This is a genomic window from Flavobacterium ponti (assembly GCF_042652765.1).
In the GTDB taxonomy this organism is placed as follows: Bacteria; Bacteroidota; Bacteroidia; order Flavobacteriales; family Flavobacteriaceae; genus Flavobacterium; species Flavobacterium ponti.
This window is the reverse complement of record NZ_JBHSGW010000027.1, coordinates 1-17406: the sequence shown is the minus strand read 5'-3', so window position 1 is coordinate 17406 and position 17406 is coordinate 1. Positions and strand designations below refer to the sequence as shown.

The 17406-nt window shown below is 29.5% G+C and carries 22 protein-coding genes; 9 read left to right on the top strand and 13 right to left on the bottom strand.

The window, feature by feature from the left end; translation table 11 throughout:
* Position 1 precedes the first annotated feature (1 nt).
* The gene (locus tag ACFO3U_RS11815; RefSeq protein ID WP_379742545.1) at positions 2 to 1792 is read left to right on the top strand and encodes a cytochrome-c peroxidase; all 1791 of its coding nucleotides are present in this window, start codon (positions 2 to 4) and stop codon (positions 1790 to 1792) included.
* Between the two features lie 56 nt (positions 1793 to 1848).
* Here the strand turns inward: ACFO3U_RS11815 and ACFO3U_RS11810 are convergent, their stop codons facing one another.
* From ACFO3U_RS11810 to ACFO3U_RS11775, 8 genes are all read right to left on the bottom strand, one after another.
* Positions 1849 to 2619 (bottom strand): TerC family protein, encoded by a 771-nt coding sequence (locus ACFO3U_RS11810; RefSeq protein WP_379742542.1) that lies wholly within the window; start codon positions 2617 to 2619, stop codon positions 1849 to 1851.
* Between the two features lie 20 nt (positions 2620 to 2639).
* Complete coding sequence (locus ACFO3U_RS11805; protein ID WP_379742539.1) at positions 2640 to 3053, bottom strand: DNA topoisomerase IV; 414 nt, start codon at positions 3051 to 3053, stop codon at positions 2640 to 2642.
* 48 nt (positions 3054 to 3101) lie between these two features.
* Positions 3102 to 3677, bottom strand: a complete 576-nt coding sequence (locus tag ACFO3U_RS11800; RefSeq protein ID WP_379742536.1) for a DUF1572 family protein — start codon at positions 3675 to 3677, stop codon at positions 3102 to 3104.
* Positions 3664 to 3891: a DUF6095 family protein gene (locus ACFO3U_RS11795; RefSeq protein WP_379742533.1), complete on the bottom strand. Its 228-nt coding sequence runs from the start codon at positions 3889 to 3891 to the stop codon at positions 3664 to 3666. Before ACFO3U_RS11795 ends, ACFO3U_RS11800 begins: the two co-directional genes overlap by 14 nt.
* Before the next feature lie 63 nt (positions 3892 to 3954).
* Positions 3955 to 4767 carry an N-acetylmuramic acid 6-phosphate etherase gene (gene murQ, locus ACFO3U_RS11790; protein WP_379742530.1) on the bottom strand — a complete coding sequence of 271 codons (813 nt, stop codon included), beginning with the start codon at positions 4765 to 4767 and terminating at the stop codon, positions 3955 to 3957.
* 29 nt (positions 4768 to 4796) lie between these two features.
* Positions 4797 to 5291, bottom strand: coding sequence for a hypothetical protein (locus ACFO3U_RS11785; protein WP_379742527.1), 495 nt, complete (start codon positions 5289 to 5291; stop codon positions 4797 to 4799).
* 3 nt (positions 5292 to 5294) lie between these two features.
* Positions 5295 to 6029 (bottom strand): ZIP family metal transporter, encoded by a 735-nt coding sequence (locus ACFO3U_RS11780; RefSeq protein ID WP_379742525.1) that lies wholly within the window; start codon positions 6027 to 6029, stop codon positions 5295 to 5297.
* Positions 6029 to 6793 carry a class I SAM-dependent methyltransferase gene (locus ACFO3U_RS11775; protein WP_379742522.1) on the bottom strand — a complete coding sequence of 255 codons (765 nt, stop codon included), beginning with the start codon at positions 6791 to 6793 and terminating at the stop codon, positions 6029 to 6031. Before ACFO3U_RS11775 ends, ACFO3U_RS11780 begins: the two co-directional genes overlap by 1 nt.
* Before the next feature lie 131 nt (positions 6794 to 6924).
* Here ACFO3U_RS11775 and ACFO3U_RS11770 point away from each other — a divergent pair, with 131 nt between their 5' ends.
* Both ACFO3U_RS11770 and ACFO3U_RS11765 read left to right on the top strand, forming a co-directional pair.
* Positions 6925 to 8094: a THUMP domain-containing class I SAM-dependent RNA methyltransferase gene (locus ACFO3U_RS11770; RefSeq protein WP_379742519.1), complete on the top strand. Its 1170-nt coding sequence runs from the start codon at positions 6925 to 6927 to the stop codon at positions 8092 to 8094.
* A 42-nt stretch (positions 8095 to 8136) separates the two neighbouring features.
* Positions 8137 to 8370 carry a hypothetical protein gene (locus ACFO3U_RS11765; RefSeq protein ID WP_379742517.1) on the top strand — a complete coding sequence of 78 codons (234 nt, stop codon included), beginning with the start codon at positions 8137 to 8139 and terminating at the stop codon, positions 8368 to 8370.
* A gap of 3 nt (positions 8371 to 8373) precedes the next feature.
* On the opposite strand, the gene ACFO3U_RS11760 is transcribed toward ACFO3U_RS11765, so the two are convergent.
* From ACFO3U_RS11760 to rlmD, 4 genes are all read right to left on the bottom strand, one after another.
* The gene (locus tag ACFO3U_RS11760) at positions 8374 to 9432 is read right to left on the bottom strand and encodes a glycosyltransferase family 9 protein (RefSeq protein ID WP_379742514.1); all 1059 of its coding nucleotides are present in this window, start codon (positions 9430 to 9432) and stop codon (positions 8374 to 8376) included.
* Positions 9433 to 9537: 105 nt separating this feature from the next.
* Positions 9538 to 10224, bottom strand: coding sequence for a DUF6048 family protein (locus tag ACFO3U_RS11755; RefSeq protein ID WP_379742511.1), 687 nt, complete (start codon positions 10222 to 10224; stop codon positions 9538 to 9540).
* Positions 10205 to 10702, bottom strand: coding sequence for a DUF6452 family protein (locus ACFO3U_RS11750; protein WP_379742508.1), 498 nt, complete (start codon positions 10700 to 10702; stop codon positions 10205 to 10207). Before ACFO3U_RS11750 ends, ACFO3U_RS11755 begins: the two co-directional genes overlap by 20 nt.
* Positions 10703 to 10772: 70 nt before the next feature.
* On the bottom strand, positions 10773 to 12185 hold the full coding sequence (gene rlmD / locus ACFO3U_RS11745) for a 23S rRNA (uracil(1939)-C(5))-methyltransferase RlmD (protein ID WP_379742505.1): 1413 nt from the start codon (positions 12183 to 12185) through the stop codon (positions 10773 to 10775).
* A gap of 158 nt (positions 12186 to 12343) precedes the next feature.
* On the opposite strand from rlmD, the gene pyrR reads away from it, so the two are divergent.
* The 6 genes from pyrR to ACFO3U_RS11715 all read left to right on the top strand — a co-directional run bounded on the left by pyrR (position 12344) and on the right by ACFO3U_RS11715 (position 16644).
* Positions 12344 to 12883: a bifunctional pyr operon transcriptional regulator/uracil phosphoribosyltransferase PyrR gene (gene pyrR / locus ACFO3U_RS11740; RefSeq protein WP_379742502.1), complete on the top strand. Its 540-nt coding sequence runs from the start codon at positions 12344 to 12346 to the stop codon at positions 12881 to 12883.
* A 43-nt stretch (positions 12884 to 12926) separates the two neighbouring features.
* Positions 12927 to 13856, top strand: coding sequence for an aspartate carbamoyltransferase catalytic subunit (locus ACFO3U_RS11735; RefSeq protein WP_379742499.1), 930 nt, complete (start codon positions 12927 to 12929; stop codon positions 13854 to 13856).
* A 44-nt stretch (positions 13857 to 13900) separates the two neighbouring features.
* Positions 13901 to 14233 carry a ribonuclease Z gene (locus ACFO3U_RS11730; protein ID WP_379742496.1) on the top strand — a complete coding sequence of 111 codons (333 nt, stop codon included), beginning with the start codon at positions 13901 to 13903 and terminating at the stop codon, positions 14231 to 14233.
* 36 nt (positions 14234 to 14269) lie between these two features.
* A complete protein-coding gene (locus ACFO3U_RS11725) occupies positions 14270 to 15175 on the top strand; it encodes a ribonuclease Z (protein ID WP_379742493.1) in 906 nt (301 codons plus the stop codon).
* 168 nt (positions 15176 to 15343) lie between these two features.
* Positions 15344 to 15988 (top strand): pyridoxamine 5'-phosphate oxidase, encoded by a 645-nt coding sequence (gene pdxH, locus ACFO3U_RS11720; RefSeq protein WP_379742490.1) that lies wholly within the window; start codon positions 15344 to 15346, stop codon positions 15986 to 15988.
* A 161-nt stretch (positions 15989 to 16149) separates the two neighbouring features.
* On the top strand, positions 16150 to 16644 hold the full coding sequence (locus ACFO3U_RS11715; protein WP_379742487.1) for a CAP domain-containing protein: 495 nt from the start codon (positions 16150 to 16152) through the stop codon (positions 16642 to 16644).
* A gap of 77 nt (positions 16645 to 16721) precedes the next feature.
* On the opposite strand, the gene ACFO3U_RS11710 is transcribed toward ACFO3U_RS11715, so the two are convergent.
* Positions 16722 to 17406: OmpA family protein (locus ACFO3U_RS11710; RefSeq protein WP_379742484.1), on the bottom strand; the 685-nt coding region annotated here is incomplete at its 5' end.

Here is a 17406-nt window from a genome sequence, read left to right as displayed (position 1 = left end):
TATGATTAAAAATCTAATTAACAATACTTTAAAGGCTATAATCATTTATAGCCTTTTGGTTTTTACTGTAGGTTGTCAAAACAAAGAAAAGTATGATGATGTTTCGGGTTTTATAAAATTAGAAACCTATTTTAAAAACCAACTTGCAAAATCTTCTGAAGTTTCAGATAGTTTGAATAGTTCAACTTCTTTAAATGAGAAGAAACGATTATATAAAAAGGCTCGAATGCATTTTAAAAAGGTTGAACCAATTTTAGCTTATATTGATTCTGATAGTTATTTCTATTTAAATCAACCCAATTTACTAAAAGTAGAAGAGGAAGATTTTACAGATATAAAAATAAAACAACCAACAGGATTTCAGGTTATTGAAGAAACTCTTTTTGATGAAACAGTAGATGTAGAAGAATTGAAAAAAAATGTGGCTCTTACTAGTAACAGAATTAAATTCATCCATAAAAATCAACATTTAAAATTTCTAAAGAAACATCATGTTTTATGGATTGTTAGAGATGCAATAAACAGAGTAGCTTTAACTGGAATAACAGGTTTTGATTCTCCAGTTCTTGAAAATTCTTTAGTAGAAAGTACTACAGTTTATAATAGTGTAAAAGAAATAATCTCTTTTTTTGAAAATGAATTTCAAGATGAAAAGCTATTTTTTCAATGGAATAAACAATTAGATTCAAATATTAATGCATTAAGTAAATCTACGTTTCAAAAGTTTGATCGCTATACTTTTATCAAAGAAAACACCCATCAAAGTTTGATTTTATGGCATAAAATTGTCAAGAATTGGCAAGTTGAATTTCCATTTGAAAAAGCTATTTATAATAATGCTACTAATTTATTTACGGATAAAACATTCAATATTAATTATTTCACAGATCAAAAAGGAAATCCTATTGAAGCTGACAAAGTTGCTTTAGGAAAAACATTATTTAATGACACTTCTTTGTCTAACGATAAAACAATGAGCTGTGCTACGTGTCATAAACAAGAATTGTATTTTACTGATGGTTTAGCAAAATCTCCAGGCACAACACGAAATTCTCCAACATTATTTTATGCAGCTTTGCAAAAAGGTTTTTTTCATGATAAACGAACCGGAAGTTTAGAAGGTCAAGTTGTTGATGTGGTGAATAACCTAAATGAGTTTCACTTGTCTTTGAATGATTTAGAAAAACGAGTTTTAGAAAATTCAACTTACCAAGAAACCTTTGAAAAAGTATATGCAGAACCCATCAATAATCAGTTGATTAGAAATGCAATTGCCTCTTATATAATGTCATTAACACCATTTAATTCAAAATTTGATAAGAATATGCAAGGAAAAGAAAATTCGTTGACACAGAGCGAAAAAAATGGATTTAATCTTTTTATGGGAAAAGCCAAATGTGCTACTTGTCATTTTGCACCCTTATTTAACGGTTTGGTTCCAACAGTTTTCAAAGAATCTGAATTAGAATTAATTGGTGTTCCAAATTCTAAAGACACTATAAATGCAATTGTTAGTACAGATTTAGGACGATATGGAATCTATAAAACCGAACAAAAAAAGCACTTTTTTAAAACACCAACAATTAGAAATATTGAAAAAACAGCTCCTTACATGCACAATGGAGTTTATACAACTTTGGAAGAAATTGTTGATTTTTATAACAAAGGAGGAGCAGCTGGTTTAGGAATTGAATTAGAATTCCAAACTTTGCCATCTGATAAATTAAACTTAACGAATCAAGAAAAGAAAGATTTAGTTGCTTTTATGAAAACGCTAACTGATAAGATATAAAAAGAAAGCTTCTCAATAACGAGAAGCTTTTCTTTTGATATAATTTCAAAAAAATATTATTTTTTCTTTCTCATTTTCATGTTTAAAAACTCAACAGCTAATGAAAAAGCTATGGCAAAATACAAATACCCTTTAGGAACAGCACCAACATGTTGACCAGCTAATTCAGCATTTGATAAATGCATACTTTCGGTAATTAACATAAAACCAATTAAGATTAAGAAAGCTAATCCTAAAATTTGTATCGATGGATTTTTGTTTACAAAATTTCCAACAGGAACTGCAAAAAGCATCATTATACCCACAGAAATAACAACAGCAGTAATCATAATAATTAAAGCTCCTTCTAAACCATTTGTCATTCCTACAGCAGTTAAAATACTATCTATAGAAAAGATTAAATCAATCATTAAAATTTGAGTAATAACACTACTAAATGTAGCAGAACCAGAAACTTTTAATTCTTTTTCTTCTTCTCCTTTATGGTCTACTTTTTCATGAATTTCTTTAGTACTTTTATAAATTAAGAATAATCCACCTAACAATAAAATTAAAGCTTGACCGGTAATTTCTGCAGAAAACCACCCAAAATCAAAACTAAACCAAGGAGCTTTCATTGCAATTAATAAAGTAATTCCAAATAATAGTCCAATTCGCATAAACATAGCTAAAAACAGACCAATTTGTGTAGCTTTTTTACGTTTCTCTTCTGGTAATTTTCCTGTAACTATAGAGATAAATATAATATTGTCTATACCTAGAATAATTTCCAAAAAAGTTAAGGTTAGTAAAGCAATCCAAGCATCAGCATTTAAAAAAACTTCCATTGATTTGAGGTTTTAATATGTTATTTATCTAACTTGTAGACTATACCTTTTTGTTTTAATGATTCTCCAATATAATTATATTCAAAAGTATAAGATTTTTTTGAAGTAGTCAATATTTTTACTTGAACTGCTTTTCGTTCAGCCATATTTTTGGGTTCACTGTTTTTTATTACATATTCGCAATCGTTTGTCCAGCGTACATCATAGGTATCAGTTACACCATCAAAAGTTTCAATCTGAATAGAATCATTTCGCTCAAAAGTAGTAACTAATTTTTTGCCATCAACTTCAATTTCCGATTTAAATTTTCCGGTTTTGAAATCTTGGCAATTTCGTTCTTGGTTGTAGCAAGAAGTTAGTAAAAAGCTAATGGCTAATAGGTAATAGGTGATGGGTTGTAAGTTGTAAGTTGTATGTTTTGAGTTGATTTTCATATTTGAATTTGTAATTATTTTTTGCACTTGTAATTGACATTGCACTTGTTATTGTAATTTTTTTAATTCATCATCTGTAAAATGCTTATTGCTTTTTTCTTGGGCAAATTTTTCTGCATTATAACTGTTGGATTTGTTTTTTGGAATAGAAAGACTTGTCCATTCTTCTTTTTTTAACATTTTGGCATAAAAAACGATTTGACCAATATGATAAGGATAATGAGCCAATTGTCTGTTTATAGCATCTAAAGCAGTCTGACCTTCATTTCTGATGTAAATTATTTGTGAAAGTTGTCCTGGTTTCAATTCTTCAATGGCTTTAAAAAAACATTCCCAACCTGTATTCCAAATTTTTAATAATTTTTCTTTAGAATTAACTGTGTTTTCAAATTCTCCATCGCGATTTCTCCATTCTTTTTCTCCATCAGTAGTTAAAAAGTCAGTCCATCGTGAAAGCATGTTTCCAGCCATATGCTTTATAATAGTTGCAATTGAATTGGTGTCTTCATTGACCGAAACAAATAATTGTTCTTCTTCCAATTGCTCGATGGCTTTTTCAGCTATGGTTTTGTAGTAAAGCATTTGCTTCTTTACACTGACTAAGTAAATATCATTTATCTCCATCGAATAAACTTTTAACGATTGTATTGACTCCTTTAAACATAAAAAAAACAGCTAAAGCACAACATAATATTCCAACTCCTAATACAATTTCATAATAAGGATTCTCTTGGTTTTTAAAGGAACTATTGATCACAACTGGCCCAATAAATAAAAGTGGCAAAGCTCCTGATAAATATTGAATTCCTTTAGCTAGTATTTTTTTGTTTGTTGGCATGATATTTAATTGACTATTGGTAATTCGTAATTGATAATTCGTAATTGATAATTCGAAATTGAATCAAGGTTTATAATTTTCAACAGCACTTCTTACACTGCCATATTTTTTTAGTAAAATAGAAGCTAATTTATAATCTACGTCAATTTCATCTATAATCATTTTTATACCTCTGTCAACCAACTTATCATTGCTCAATTGCATGTCAACCATTTTGTTGCCTTTCACTTTTCCCAATTGAATCATGGTTGCAGTAGAAATCATGTTTAAAACCAATTTTTGAGCAGTTCCAGCTTTCATTCGGCTACTTCCTGTAACGAATTCTGGTCCAACTACAACTTCAATTGGGAATTTAGCCACTTTTGCTAATGGACTACCTTCATTACAAGTGATACAAGCAGTAGTGATGTTGTTTTCATTACATTTCTCTAAACCACCAATTACATAAGGAGTTGTTCCAGAAGCTGCAATTCCAACGACTACATCTTTTTCTGTAATCATGCATTCATTTAAATCGTGCCAAGCTTGTTCGGTATCATCTTCTGCATTTTCGACAGCTCTTCTTATAGCTACATCACGACCAGCAATTAATCCGATTACCATATCAAACGGAACACCAAAAGTTGGAGGACATTCTGAAGCATCTAAAATGCCCAGTCGACCAGAAGTTCCTGCTCCAATGTAAAACAAGCGACCACCTTGTTTCATTTTAGCGACCACTTTTTCGACTAATTTTTCAATTTGTGGTAACGCTTTTTCAACGGCAAATGGAACGGTTTTATCTTCATTATTAATATTGGAAAGTAATTCCGAAACAGCCATTTTTTCTAAATGGTCATATTTGGAAGCCTGTTCTGTAGTTTTAGTGAAGTTCATTTCTAAAAGTAATAAAATTTTGAGAGATATTAATTAGTCATTCGCTTTTTAATCTTTTTAGCTAAAGTTTTTAGGGTAATATTAGTATTTCCCAATTCATTTGAATGTGAATTTCCATAAATTACAGTTTTCCCAGAATTTAAATCAACTATATTATATCTAAATCTCTTAAATATAGTTTCTCCTAAAACTCTTTCATATTGATAATCAAGTACAATAGAATAAACTGAATTTATATTTTTTATGTTAAATATTTTTTCAATATCTTTTACAACAATATTGTTTGCATAATTTGGTCTATTTTCGATTGCATTTTTTGCATTTTCAAATGGTACAATATATATGTCTTGGTCTTCCAAAAATTGTCTTAAATTTTTAACTGTTCCAATTTTATCTTCATCATTAGCGATACAAAATGTTGTTTCATTATTTAAAACAACACTAGAATCAATATTTTTGATATTCATTATAGAACATGAACTGAATATAAAAATACAAGTTAATAAAATTATTATTTTTTTCATAATCTAAACAAAAACAGCTAAAGCAATCCCTAAAATAATAGCAATTAATTTAGCCAAATTAAATTTGTGTCCTTCGCTACTTTCAAAGATGATAGTTGAAGAAATATGAAATAAAATTCCAATTACAACTCCAGAAATTTGCGTGTAATATTGCGTCAAGAAACCTAAATTTGAAGAAACATAAGTTCCTAAAGGTGTCATGAAAGCAAAAATCAACATAAAAAATAGAATAGCTTTTTTATTCAATTCAGCATTCATGAAAAATAAGGTCAAAATAATAGCAATAGGGAAGTGGTGAATCGCAATTCCATAAGCTAATTCATTGTGTTGGCTTATTGGCATTCCTTCTAACAAACCGTGTAAACACAAACTAAAAAACAACAACCAAGGAATCGTATCCATTTTATCATGGCCATGAACGTGTCCGTGTTCAGCTCCTTTTGAAAAATATTCCAAAATAATTTGAAACACAATTCCAATCATTATGAAAAGCCCAATTGTATTTGTACCATGATTGTGACTATGATCATGAGTTGCGTGATTGTGACCTTCATGCAAAAGAGCTTCTGCTGCATAAACTTCAGGTAACAAATGCATTACAGTTAAAGAAAGCAAAAAGGCACCACTAAAAGCCAAAAGTAATTTTAGATTTTTCTTGTTTTTGGGTTGTAAAAAAAACGCAATCAAATAACCTAAAACAACTGAAAGTAATGGATAAATGTAAATCGAATAGTTCATTATTTAAAAATCATAATTAAACGTTCTGACTGATTTTTGTAAAAAGGTTGTAATTTGTAATTTCCAAAAATATCTAATAAATAAATATCGGCTTCTTCCATCATTTTTTCGAAATCAGTTAAACGCAGAGCTTGTACTTTTTCTGTAAAATGAAACTTTTCACCATTATCTTCAAAATCAATTTCTTTGAAAATATGATTGTCTTTTACGTATCTTTTGATATGAAAATCAATGTTTTCAACCGTTTTTACTTCTTCTGGAACTAAATTATCAATCACATAATCCACATTCATGAAATCAATACAAGCAAAACCATATTCGGTTAAACTGTGCTTGATAGCTTTTAGCGTTGTTAAATTATCCGCATCGTTTTCAAAATACCCAAAACTGGTAAACAAATTAAAAATCGCATCATATTTTGAATCACAAACATCACGCATATCATGTACTTTGAAATGCAGTTTTTCATTTTCAAATTTTGAAGCTTCTTTTATACTGTTTTCGGATAAATCAGCACCAGTCACATCATAACCTAAAGAATTCAAATACACCGAATGACGACCTTTTCCACATGCCAAATCCAAGATTTTGGCTTCTTCTGGTAAGTTTAAATAATGGGTTAGATTATCCATGAAAGTTTGTGCTTCCTTATAATCTCTATCTTTATATAAAATGTGATAATACTTCGTATCAAACCATGAAGCAAACCAATTAGTTGATGGTTGATTGTTTTTGGTTGATGGTTGTTGGTTTATTTCTGACATTTATTCTGATTTCATTTCTTTCAAGTGGCAAAATTAGTGTATTTTTGCTGAACTTATTCCAAAATTTAGAGTTGATGTATAAGATTTATGCTTTTTGGAATTTGGAATTTTAATATTTGGAATTTTATAGGATGGAAGATAATTTTAAAATGGTTGCCAAGACCTTATTTGGTTTTGAAGAACTTTTAGAAAAAGAATTAACACAATTAGGTGCTCAAAAAGTAAAAGCAGGAACTCGTGTCGTGACTTTTTATGGTGATAAAGGGTTTATGTACAAAGCAAATCTAGCATTGAGAACTGCTTTAAAAATCTTAAAACCTATTCATGAATTTAAAGCTTTTAATGATAAATCTTTATATGATGGAATTCAACGAATTGATTGGAGTAAGTATTTGACACAACATCAAACTTTTGTAATCGAAACGACTTTGCATTCTGATCATTTTAATCACAGTCAGTTTGTGGCTTTGAAATCAAAAGATGCTATTGTTGATCAATTTAGAGAAAAAACAGGAACACGACCAGATATTGACAAAGATTTTCCAGATGTGAAAATACATGTCCATATTGATAGAGATTTGGTTACGGTTTCTTTAGATACTTCAGGAGAATCTTTGCACAGAAGAGGATACAAAACAGCTACAAACATTGCTCCGATAAACGAAGTTTTAGCTGCTGGAATGTTGTTATTGTCAGGTTGGGATGGAACTTCTCATTTCATAGATCCTATGTGTGGAAGTGGAACTATTTTGGCTGAAGCTGCTATGATTGCTTGTAATATTCCAGCTAATATCAATAGAAAAGAATTTGCTTTTGAAAAATGGAGTGATTGGGATAGCGAATTATTTGATAAAATTTTAGAATCCTTACTAAAGAAAACGCGTGATTTTCATTACACTATTACAGGTTATGATAAAGCTCCAAGTGCTGTAATGAAAGCAAAAGATAACATTAAAAATGCCAATTTAGACGAGTTTGTAAAAATTAGAGAAGCTAACTTTTTTGAAACTGAAAAACAAACGGATGGACCTTTACACATGGTTTTCAATCCACCTTATGGCGAACGTTTGAATATTGAAATGGAACGTTTTTACAGAGAAATTGGTGACATATTGAAGAATAACTATTCCAACACAAATGCTTGGTTTATTACAGCTAATTTAGAAGCTTTGAAGTTTGTAGGATTAAGACCTTCAAGAAAAATTAAATTATTTAACGGAAAACTAGAAGCTCGTTTCGTAAAATATGAAATGTATGCTGGAAGTAAGAGAACGAAATTTCAAACCAATGATTTGGATTAAGGATTTTCAGACAAACCCTTTTAACCTTTTAACCTTAAAAAAATGAGTAAAAAAACAAAAGCATTTTTATTTAACCTTTTAGGATTTACTTTTTTCTATATCATAGCTTATGCATTAATCATTACATTTGGTGGTTTGCAAGGACTTTGGATTGCAGCTACAAGTTTTGTGATTTCAACTATTCTAGCTCCAAAATTTCAAACTGTTAAGACCAGTGAAGGAGAAAAATTATTTATGAAATGGTTGTTTGTAAAAGGGTTGAGAGAGATTAAATAGCAGTTATTTCTTGAGTGTTTTTTTAATGATTTCAATAGTTGAATCAATTGAAACTTCATTAGTGTTTATTCCAAATTTATTTTTGCCATAAGGACCATATTTTTCTTTTGGTGTTTTTGAAAATAAACCAATAACAGCTGTTTTAGTGGCACAAGCTAAATGCATCATTCCGCTATCTGCACCTATAAATAATTTTGTGTTTGAAATGAAAGCAGCAATTTCTCTAATATCTTTACTATAATATGTTGGAGCTTTAAAATTAATTTGTGAAATATTTTCTACAGGTAAAATTTCCACAATGTTGTAGTCTTTAAATTCAATTAATAACTTTGAATACATTTCATTCCACCAATCTTCACTATAGCATTTGTTTCCAGTTGCATAAGTAAAAATGCCTATGGTCTCTTTTTTAGTATCACTAACAATTGAATTCAATTTTTCTTTACTACTTAAAATTTCATTTTTGCTTAATTGAAGATTTAATTCTTTTATTGGATTTTCAATTATTTTATCAGAAGAGTTGTATAAATAATTTCTAAGCTTGTAAACGGGTAATTTTGCAAAATGCTTTTGTTTGGCATTAAATTTTATTATTTTTTCAAACTCAGAACCGTAGAATTTATATTTTGAATTGGATATTTTTGTTGCAATTTTTCCTGAAGATGATTTTACATCTACATTAATTACCAAATCATATCTTTTAGTGATTAATGAAAACCAACCATACAAGTATTTATGTAATTTTTTAAAGTGTTTTTTTGGTAAAACAATAAATCGATTAACAGAAGTATAATTTTTGAATACTATTTTGGCTACTTTTCCTTTTACAAATAAGTCTATAGAAGCTTGTGGAAATGCTTCAATTACTTCTAAAACTACAGGTGTATATAATAAAGTATTACCTAGTCTATGATTGGGTCTAACAATTAAAACACGCTTAATTTTTGAAAAATCATCAATAAATTCAATGTTTGAAAACGAACCACCAGAGTTTCCAATTGAATTGGTCAATTTTTTAGTTACTTTTCTCCTATAAATATTTATTTTACTTAATAAATTCATTTTTATGAGTCTAATTTTAGTAAAAATAAAATTTTATAGCCTCTAATAAAAATTTAATTGAGAATTTAATATTTTAATAACTTTTTTAATATTAAAAATGTAAAACTATTTTTTGGTTTTTTTATAAAGTGGAATCATATAACTAACTGTATAATTAAATCCAGCTCCAAATTTTCCATCATAAGTTCTATTGTAACCAGGAATAAATAAATTGTCGAAATTTTCTGGTTTTTTATTTGAAACTAAATAGTTCAATCGAACTGAAAACCCCACATAAAAATTACTGAAAACTTCAGCTTTTAAACCTCCAATAATTTCAATCCAACTGGCATTTAATCCTTCAAATTTCTCTCCAGATTCTAAAGTAGTTAATCCATAATAATTTGTAGGATCATAAATAGAGTAAGTGTTCAATGTATGATTGAAAGAACTAACTCCGTAACGCATACCTACATAAATCATGTTTTCCATGTCTAACCAATTTTCATAGGAATTATAATCAAAACCTACTTTAAAATAAGTTCCTTTTGTAGTAAAATTAAATCGATCATCGTCCACAGTTTTATCTTCATTACCCAATTCTCCAGCAAGATAAAATTTTTGTGAAATTCTATAATCACCCACAAATTCAATTCCTTGATAATCTTTATCGTAGAATGATTTTGTTATTCTGTGTAAATCAACACCTACACGAACTCCATAACGTTCTTTTTGTTTGATAGTGTCTTTTACTTGAGCTATTCCTTGAAGTGAAAAACACAGACAAATTAGACTAAAAATATATTTTGACATGTGTTTCATCTTCATTATTTATGTTTGTTTGAACAATTTCATAACTAGAAATCCAATTTGATGTTGGAATAACTAATCCATCAGTATCGTTTAAAATAAAAGTTGTTTTATAACCACAGGCTCTTGAAATATAAGTTTCAATTCTACTATAATTAAAAGTAACAACATCAGTTAAATCATTAGTAGCATCTTCATCACTTCCATTTAAAACAAAATTTAAAGTAGTAGTATCTTGATTTGTTCTTAATGGAATTGTTATCGAACTTACAGCGTTAAATGCATAACCAGTTTCAAAAGTAGGTTCTGCAATTCCGAGATTTGTTACGTTTTTCAATTCTGTTGGATTAGCAGCATCATAAAACTCAATGATAAGTCGAGGTGTTGTAGGAGTTTCTTGAGCACAAATATCGTCTTTTTCGCAATTCCAAAAAGAAACTGCTAAAACAATTACTAGTGATGTGATTATATATTTTTTCATATTGATTTTCTATTACAAGCTCAAAATTTAGACACAATGTTACCAATTTTTAAACCTGAAACAATATTATTTAACGTTTCTCTAAAAGTACAACATTTTCCACATGATGCGTTTGAGGAAACATATCTACTGGTCTAACACGTGTAACTTTGTAATGTTCATCCATCAAAGCTAAATCTCTGGCTTGTGTAGCACTGTTGCAGCTTACATAGACTACTTTTTCAGGAGCAATTTTTAGAATTTGAGCCACAACATCTTTATGCATTCCATCTCTTGGTGGATCAGTTATAATCACATCAGGATGACCGTGTTGAGCAATAAATTCATCATTGAACACATTTTTCATATCTCCTACAAAGAACTCACAATTTGTTATAGTATTACGTTCAGCATTCGCTTTGGCATCCAAAATAGCTTCAGGAACAGCTTCAACACCAATTACTTTTTTTGCTTTTTTAGATACAAATTGAGCAATTGTTCCAGTTCCAGTGTATAAATCATAAACCAATTCATTTCCACTTAAACCGGCAAAATCTCTAGTGATTTTATACAATTCATAAGCTTGGTCTGAGTTGGTTTGATAGAAAGATTTTGCATTTATACTGAAATGTAAACCTTCCATTTCTTCTAAAATGTATTCACGACCTTTAAATAATTTAATATCTTGATCGTAAATAGTATCGTTCGGTTTGCTGTTAATTACATATAATAACGAAATAATTCCAGGAAAAGTTTCAGCCAAATGATTCATCATCAAATCACGATTAGCTTTATCATCTTCAAAAAACTGAATCAACACCATGATTTCTCCAGTTGAAGCTGTTCTAATCATTAATGTTCGCAATAAACCTTCATGATTTCTTGGGTTGAAAAAAGTCATGTTATTTGCATTGGCAAAACTTCTAACTTCATTACGAATAGCATTTGAAGGATCTTCTTGCAAATGGCATTTTTCAATATCTAAAATTTTGTCCCACATTCTTGGAATATGAAAACCTAAAGCATTTTTATTGTCATATTCAACACCAGAAGCTATTTCTTCATTCGTCATCCAACGTGAATCTGAAAAACCAAATTCCATTTTATTTCTGTAGAAAAATTGTTTTTCAGAACCTAAAATTGGCTCAAATTCAGGTAATTCAATTTTACCAATTCGCTTTAAATTATTAAAAACTTCTTGATTTTTATAGAAAAGTTGTTGGCTATATTTCATATTCTGCCATTTACAACCACCACAAACACCAAAATGTTGGCAAACTGGCTCAGTTCTGTGTTCAGAATATGTATGAATAGTTGTAGCTCTTCCTTCGTAGTAAGCTTTTCTTTTCTTCATGGTTTGTACATCAACCACATCACCAGGTACAACATTTGGTAAAAATATTACCTTTCCATCTGGTGCTTTTGCCACCGAAACTCCTTTTGCACCAGCATCAAGGACTTCAATATTTTCGAAAATTATTTTTTCTGTACGTCTTTTTCCCATGGCACAAAAATAGAAAGAATTTTTATAGATTTTTGTAATTGGATTGAAAGATTTGAATATTAAAAGATATTTAGGCTCAACTCTTAAACTTTTAAACTTCTAAACTTTTAAACTAAAATTTTTTATGTATTTTTACCAACCAAACACAACACTACATTATGAGTCAAAAAATATTGCTCACTGCAAAGGAAGTCAATATCATACTGCATCGTTTGGCTTGTCAGTTAATTGAAAACCATCTCGATTTTTCAAATACAATTCTTATTGGTATTCAACCAAGAGGAACATATTTAGCCAATAGATTAGCTTCAATATTAAAAGAAGAGTACCAAATTAAAGATTTAAAAGTGGGTTTTTTAGACATTACTTTTTTTAGAGATGATTTTAGAAGAGGAGAAAAAACGTTAGAAGCCAATAGAACCGAAATTGATTTTATAGTTGAAGATAAAAAAATTGTTTTCATTGATGATGTACTATATACAGGTAGAAGTATTCGTTCGGCTTTAACAGCTATTCAATCGTTTGGAAGACCTTCAGAAATAGAACTTTTAACTTTAATAGATAGACGATTTAGTCGTCATTTACCCATTCAACCTGATTATAGAGGAAGACAAGTAGATGCCATTAACAACGAAAAGGTTCTAGTAAAATGGCAAGAAAATGATGGAGAAGATGCTGTTTATTTGGAAAGAAAATAGAACAAAGAAGAAAGAGAAAAGACAACACACAACAACATAATAAATGAAAGAATTATCAGTAAATCATTTACTAGGCATAAAATATATCAATAAAAACGATATTGATTTAATTTTTGAAACAGCAGACCATTTCAAAGAAGTCATTAATCGTCCCATTAAAAAAGTACCTTCTTTACGAGATATAACTATTGCTAATATCTTCTTTGAAAATAGTACTAGAACCAAATTATCTTTCGAATTAGCTCAAAAAAGACTTTCTGCTGATGTGATTAGTTTTTCGGCAGCTCAATCTTCAGTTAAAAAAGGAGAAACGCTTATTGATACTGTGAACAACATTCTTTCCATGAAAGTTGATTTAGTTGTAATGAGACATAGTAACCCTGGAGCAGCTCATTTCTTAGCTAATAATGTAAAAGCAAGTATTGTAAATGCTGGTGATGGAGCTCATGAACATCCAACACAAGCTTTATTAGATAGTTACACTATTCGTGAAAAATTGGGAGATGTTGGAGGAAAAAAAGTTGTAATTGTGGGTGATATATTGCATTCAAGAGTTGCTTTATCTAACATATATGCTTTGCAAATGCAAGGTGCAGAAGTAAAAGTTTGTGGACCAAATACATTGATTCCAAAATACATTGATTCGCTAGGAGTTAAAGTGGAACCAAATTTAAGAAAAGCACTTAAATGGTGTGATGTTGCTAATATGCTTCGTGTGCAGAATGAACGTTTAGATGTTAATTATTTTCCATCAACACGTGAATATGCGCAGCAATATGGTTTGGATAAAAACTTGTTAGATTCTTTAAATAAAGAAATCGTAATTATGCATCCAGGACCAATTAATAGAGGAGTGGAAATCACTTCTGATGTGGCAGATTCAAATCATTCAGTAATTTTAAACCAGGTTGAAAATGGAGTAGCAGTTCGAATGGCTGTAATTTATCTTTTGGCAAGTAAGATTAAACAATAAATAGAAGTTGCTTAGTACCTAAGTTACTTTTAAACTCAAAAAAAATGAAAGTAGATCAAAAAGGACATACCACAATTCTTAAAGATACTCAAGGTAGTTTTTCAAATTTTATTGAAAAAATCACAGAGCAATTCAATTCTTTTAAAGAACAAAATCTAATTTTAGATGTTTCTAAAGATGAAAATCTTAGTATTAAGGATTTAAAAATTGCCAAGGATTTGAATAAAAAGCATAAAAAAGAAAAGAAAACAATGGTTTTTGTCGCTTCAAATATTGATTTTAATGAAATTCCAGATTATTTATTAGTAGTTCCTTCTATTTTAGAAGCTCAAGATATCATAGAAATGGAAGAAATTGAGCGAGATTTAGGCTTTTAATCGCTACTTTTAGAAATAACTTATTACACAAATAAATTGAAAATTCATATTTTAGGCTGTTATGCGGCTACTCCAAGAACCTTTACTAATCCTACATCTCAAGTTTTAGAACTAAAAAACCAACATTTTTTAATTGATTGTGGAGAAGGAACTCAAGTCCAATTACGCAAGCAAAAAATAAAATTTTCACGCATTAATCACATATTCATTTCACATTTACATGGTGATCATTTTTATGGTTTAATTGGTTTAATCTCGACTTTCACCCTTTTAAATAGAGAAAACGATTTACATGTTTATGGTCCAGTTGGTATCAAAGAAATCATTTTATTACAGCTTAAAATTTCCAATTCTTACACAGGTTATAACTTATATTTTCATGAATTAAGTTCAACAGAAAGTGAAATAATTTTTGAAGACGAAAAAGTGCAAGTTAAAACAATTCCTTTAAAACATAGAGTTTACACAAACGGTTATTTGTTTAAAGAAAAGAATGTAAAAAGAAAATTAAATCTTGAAGTCATTGAAAGGTACAAAATAGATACCTGTTATTACCAAAAAATACAATTTGGTGGTGATGTAACTTTAGAAGATGGAAGAACCATTCCAAATGCTGAACTTTCCTTTGAACCAGATTACGAAAAAAGTTATGCTTTTTGCAGTGACACGGTTTATAATGAAGATATTTTACCTATAATTAAAGATGTAGATGTCTTGTATCACGAAAGTACGTTTCTAGAAACAGAAGCTCATTTGGCTGAAAAAACCATGCATACAACAGCTAAACAAGCTGCCCAAATTGCAAAAAATGCCAATGTCAAAAACCTCATAATGGGACATTATTCTACACGTTACGGTAATATTGATTTGTTTAAAGAAGAAGCAGGAACTATCTTTGAAAATATCCATTTAGCTGACGACGGAAAAAGTTTTGAGTTTTAAGTAGGAGCAAATCGCTTGGGCTTTATCTAGCTACCATTTTCCTGCTGTCCATTCTATCTTTTTTTTTCAAAAAAAGGATGCCATTCCCATCAGGGCTATTTAACTTTTGTTAGGCATACTTGTAAAGTTTATTCTTCGTAAATTTGTCAAATCATATAAAGGTAAACCATGAAAGATTTAGGAAACTACAGAAAATCATACGAAAAAAGTGAATTATTAGAATCTTTAATACCTGAAGATCCAATCAATTTATTTCACAGATGGTTTCATGAAGTAGAAGCAATGGATACTGCAAGTGAAGTTAATGCTATGACAGTCTCTACAATAGGGTTAGATGGTTTTCCTAAAAGTAGAGTAGTGCTACTTAAAAAATTCAATGAAGAAGGTTTTATTTTTTATACCAATTACAATTCAGAAAAAGGAAAATCTATTCTTCAAAATCCAAATGTGTGTTTATCTTTTTTTTGGCCAGCTGCAGAAAGACAAGTTATCATAAAAGGAATTGCTGAAAAAACTTCAGAAGCAATTTCAGATAATTATTTTGCTTCACGACCAGATGGTAGTAAACTAGGAGCAATAGTTTCTCCACAAAGTGAAATAATTCCTAACAGAAGTTTTTTAGAAAATAAATTAAAAGAAATAGAAACTTCTTATGAAGGAAAAGAAATTACAAGACCTAAAAATTGGGGTGGATTTTTAGTGAGACCTATTTCAGTAGAATTTTGGCAAGGTCGTCCCAATCGTCTTCATGACAGAATTATTTTTAAGATAAGTGATAAAATGTTGTGGAAAATTCAAAGATTAGCACCTTAGTAAGGTTTTACCGTAAAGCTTTTACTGTTTTAATGCATATGTTGTAATGGTTGTTTTTTAAGAAGAAATATATTTATAATTTAGTATAACAAAACAAATATTAAATATAACAAGTTTTAAAAGTTCCCCAAAGCTTTTATCTTTTTAAACCTTAACCTACTATGAATGCTAAATTTTTTAGAATATTTACAATTGTTGCAATTGTTTTATTCACTACTGTATCTTGTTCTACACCTGAAGAGGCTTCAATTGAATCTGTAGAAGTTGTTCAATTTTATGAATACAATGAAGCAGAAAATGAAACATTAGATTTAATTAATAGATATAGAGACTCAGTTGGTCTTTCTACTTTAGAAAAAATAAACCATATTTCATATAAATCTTATGAACATACCGAATATATGGTTGAAACTAATATTGTAGGTCATGATAATTTTGCTGAAAGGCAAGCAAATTTGCATACTGCTTTAGGTGCTTTAAAAGTAGGAGAGAACGTAGCATTTAACTACAGTTCTCCAAAATCAGCAGTTAAAGCTTGGATAAAAAGTGCGAGTCATAAAGCAAATTTAGATGGTGATTATACTCACTTTGGAATTTCAATTCGAGAGAACGAATCAGGTCAAAAGTTTTACACCAATATTTTTATTAAAAAGTAACATAAAATTATACAGCATAAAAAAACCATCTCAATAAAAGAGATGGTTTTTTTATGATTTTAAAGTTTGTTTATAGTTTACATTTCTAGGATAATAAACTGACTTCTTCTGTTTTGTTGGTGTTCTTCTTCGGTACAATCAACACCATCAGCACATTTGTTTACTAATTGTGTTTCTCCATATCCACGACCTGTTAATCGGTCTTTTGCAATTCCGTTTTTAACTAACCATGCAATTGTAGATTTGGCTCTTCTTTCTGATAATCTTTCGTTGTACTCATGTGTTTGACGACTATCTGTGTGTGAACGTACATCAATTTTCATCGTTGGATAATCATTCATCACTTCAACTAAAAGAGCTAACTGTGCTGCTGCATCTTTTCTGATGTTTGATTTATCTAAATCAAATAGAATGTTTTTAATGCCAAAAGTCTCCGCTAAATCTGTCTCAGGTCCAATTTTCTTTGTGTTTTTTTCCAATGGAATTTCAACAAATGTTTCTCCTGTTTTGTTTGCAGTGTGAACTGGTTTTTCGTTTGATGAGTAACCGTTGATTCCTGTTACACGAACTGTGTAGTCTTTATCACACTCTATTTTGTCTTTTTCAAAAGTATACATTCCTTTTTCATCGGCAAATACTTGTTCAATAGTTTGCATGTTTTCATCCATTAAGGTGATTTGAACATTTGGAATTGCTTCTCCTGTTTCTTGATCTACAACTGCAATTGCCAATGTTTGCTCGCATTTGTATGGTAATGGAATG

What these genes read in the sequence shown, in the direction of transcription:
- ACFO3U_RS11815 (WP_379742545.1), top strand. Translation starts at nt 2, where the DNA reads ATGATTAAAAATCTAATTAACAATACTTTAAAGGCTATAATCATTTAT.
- ACFO3U_RS11810 (WP_379742542.1), bottom strand. Translation starts at nt 2,619, where the DNA reads ATGGAAGTTTTTTTAAATGCTGATGCTTGGATTGCTTTACTAACCTTA.
- ACFO3U_RS11805 (WP_379742539.1), bottom strand. Translation starts at nt 3,053, where the DNA reads ATGAAAATCAACTCAAAACATACAACTTACAACTTACAACCCATCACC.
- ACFO3U_RS11800 (WP_379742536.1), bottom strand. Translation starts at nt 3,677, where the DNA reads ATGGAGATAAATGATATTTACTTAGTCAGTGTAAAGAAGCAAATGCTT.
- ACFO3U_RS11795 (WP_379742533.1), bottom strand. Translation starts at nt 3,891, where the DNA reads ATGCCAACAAACAAAAAAATACTAGCTAAAGGAATTCAATATTTATCA.
- murQ (WP_379742530.1), bottom strand. Translation starts at nt 4,767, where the DNA reads ATGAACTTCACTAAAACTACAGAACAGGCTTCCAAATATGACCATTTA.
- ACFO3U_RS11785 (WP_379742527.1), bottom strand. Translation starts at nt 5,291, where the DNA reads ATGAAAAAAATAATAATTTTATTAACTTGTATTTTTATATTCAGTTCA.
- ACFO3U_RS11780 (WP_379742525.1), bottom strand. Translation starts at nt 6,029, where the DNA reads ATGAACTATTCGATTTACATTTATCCATTACTTTCAGTTGTTTTAGGT.
- ACFO3U_RS11775 (WP_379742522.1), bottom strand. Translation starts at nt 6,793, where the DNA reads ATGTCAGAAATAAACCAACAACCATCAACCAAAAACAATCAACCATCA.
- ACFO3U_RS11770 (WP_379742519.1), top strand. Translation starts at nt 6,925, where the DNA reads ATGGAAGATAATTTTAAAATGGTTGCCAAGACCTTATTTGGTTTTGAA.
- ACFO3U_RS11765 (WP_379742517.1), top strand. Translation starts at nt 8,137, where the DNA reads ATGAGTAAAAAAACAAAAGCATTTTTATTTAACCTTTTAGGATTTACT.
- ACFO3U_RS11760 (WP_379742514.1), bottom strand. Translation starts at nt 9,432, where the DNA reads ATGAATTTATTAAGTAAAATAAATATTTATAGGAGAAAAGTAACTAAA.
- ACFO3U_RS11755 (WP_379742511.1), bottom strand. Translation starts at nt 10,224, where the DNA reads ATGTCAAAATATATTTTTAGTCTAATTTGTCTGTGTTTTTCACTTCAA.
- ACFO3U_RS11750 (WP_379742508.1), bottom strand. Translation starts at nt 10,702, where the DNA reads ATGAAAAAATATATAATCACATCACTAGTAATTGTTTTAGCAGTTTCT.
- rlmD (WP_379742505.1), bottom strand. Translation starts at nt 12,185, where the DNA reads ATGGGAAAAAGACGTACAGAAAAAATAATTTTCGAAAATATTGAAGTC.
- pyrR (WP_379742502.1), top strand. Translation starts at nt 12,344, where the DNA reads ATGAGTCAAAAAATATTGCTCACTGCAAAGGAAGTCAATATCATACTG.
- ACFO3U_RS11735 (WP_379742499.1), top strand. Translation starts at nt 12,927, where the DNA reads ATGAAAGAATTATCAGTAAATCATTTACTAGGCATAAAATATATCAAT.
- ACFO3U_RS11730 (WP_379742496.1), top strand. Translation starts at nt 13,901, where the DNA reads ATGAAAGTAGATCAAAAAGGACATACCACAATTCTTAAAGATACTCAA.
- pdxH (WP_379742490.1), top strand. Translation starts at nt 15,344, where the DNA reads ATGAAAGATTTAGGAAACTACAGAAAATCATACGAAAAAAGTGAATTA.
- ACFO3U_RS11715 (WP_379742487.1), top strand. Translation starts at nt 16,150, where the DNA reads ATGAATGCTAAATTTTTTAGAATATTTACAATTGTTGCAATTGTTTTA.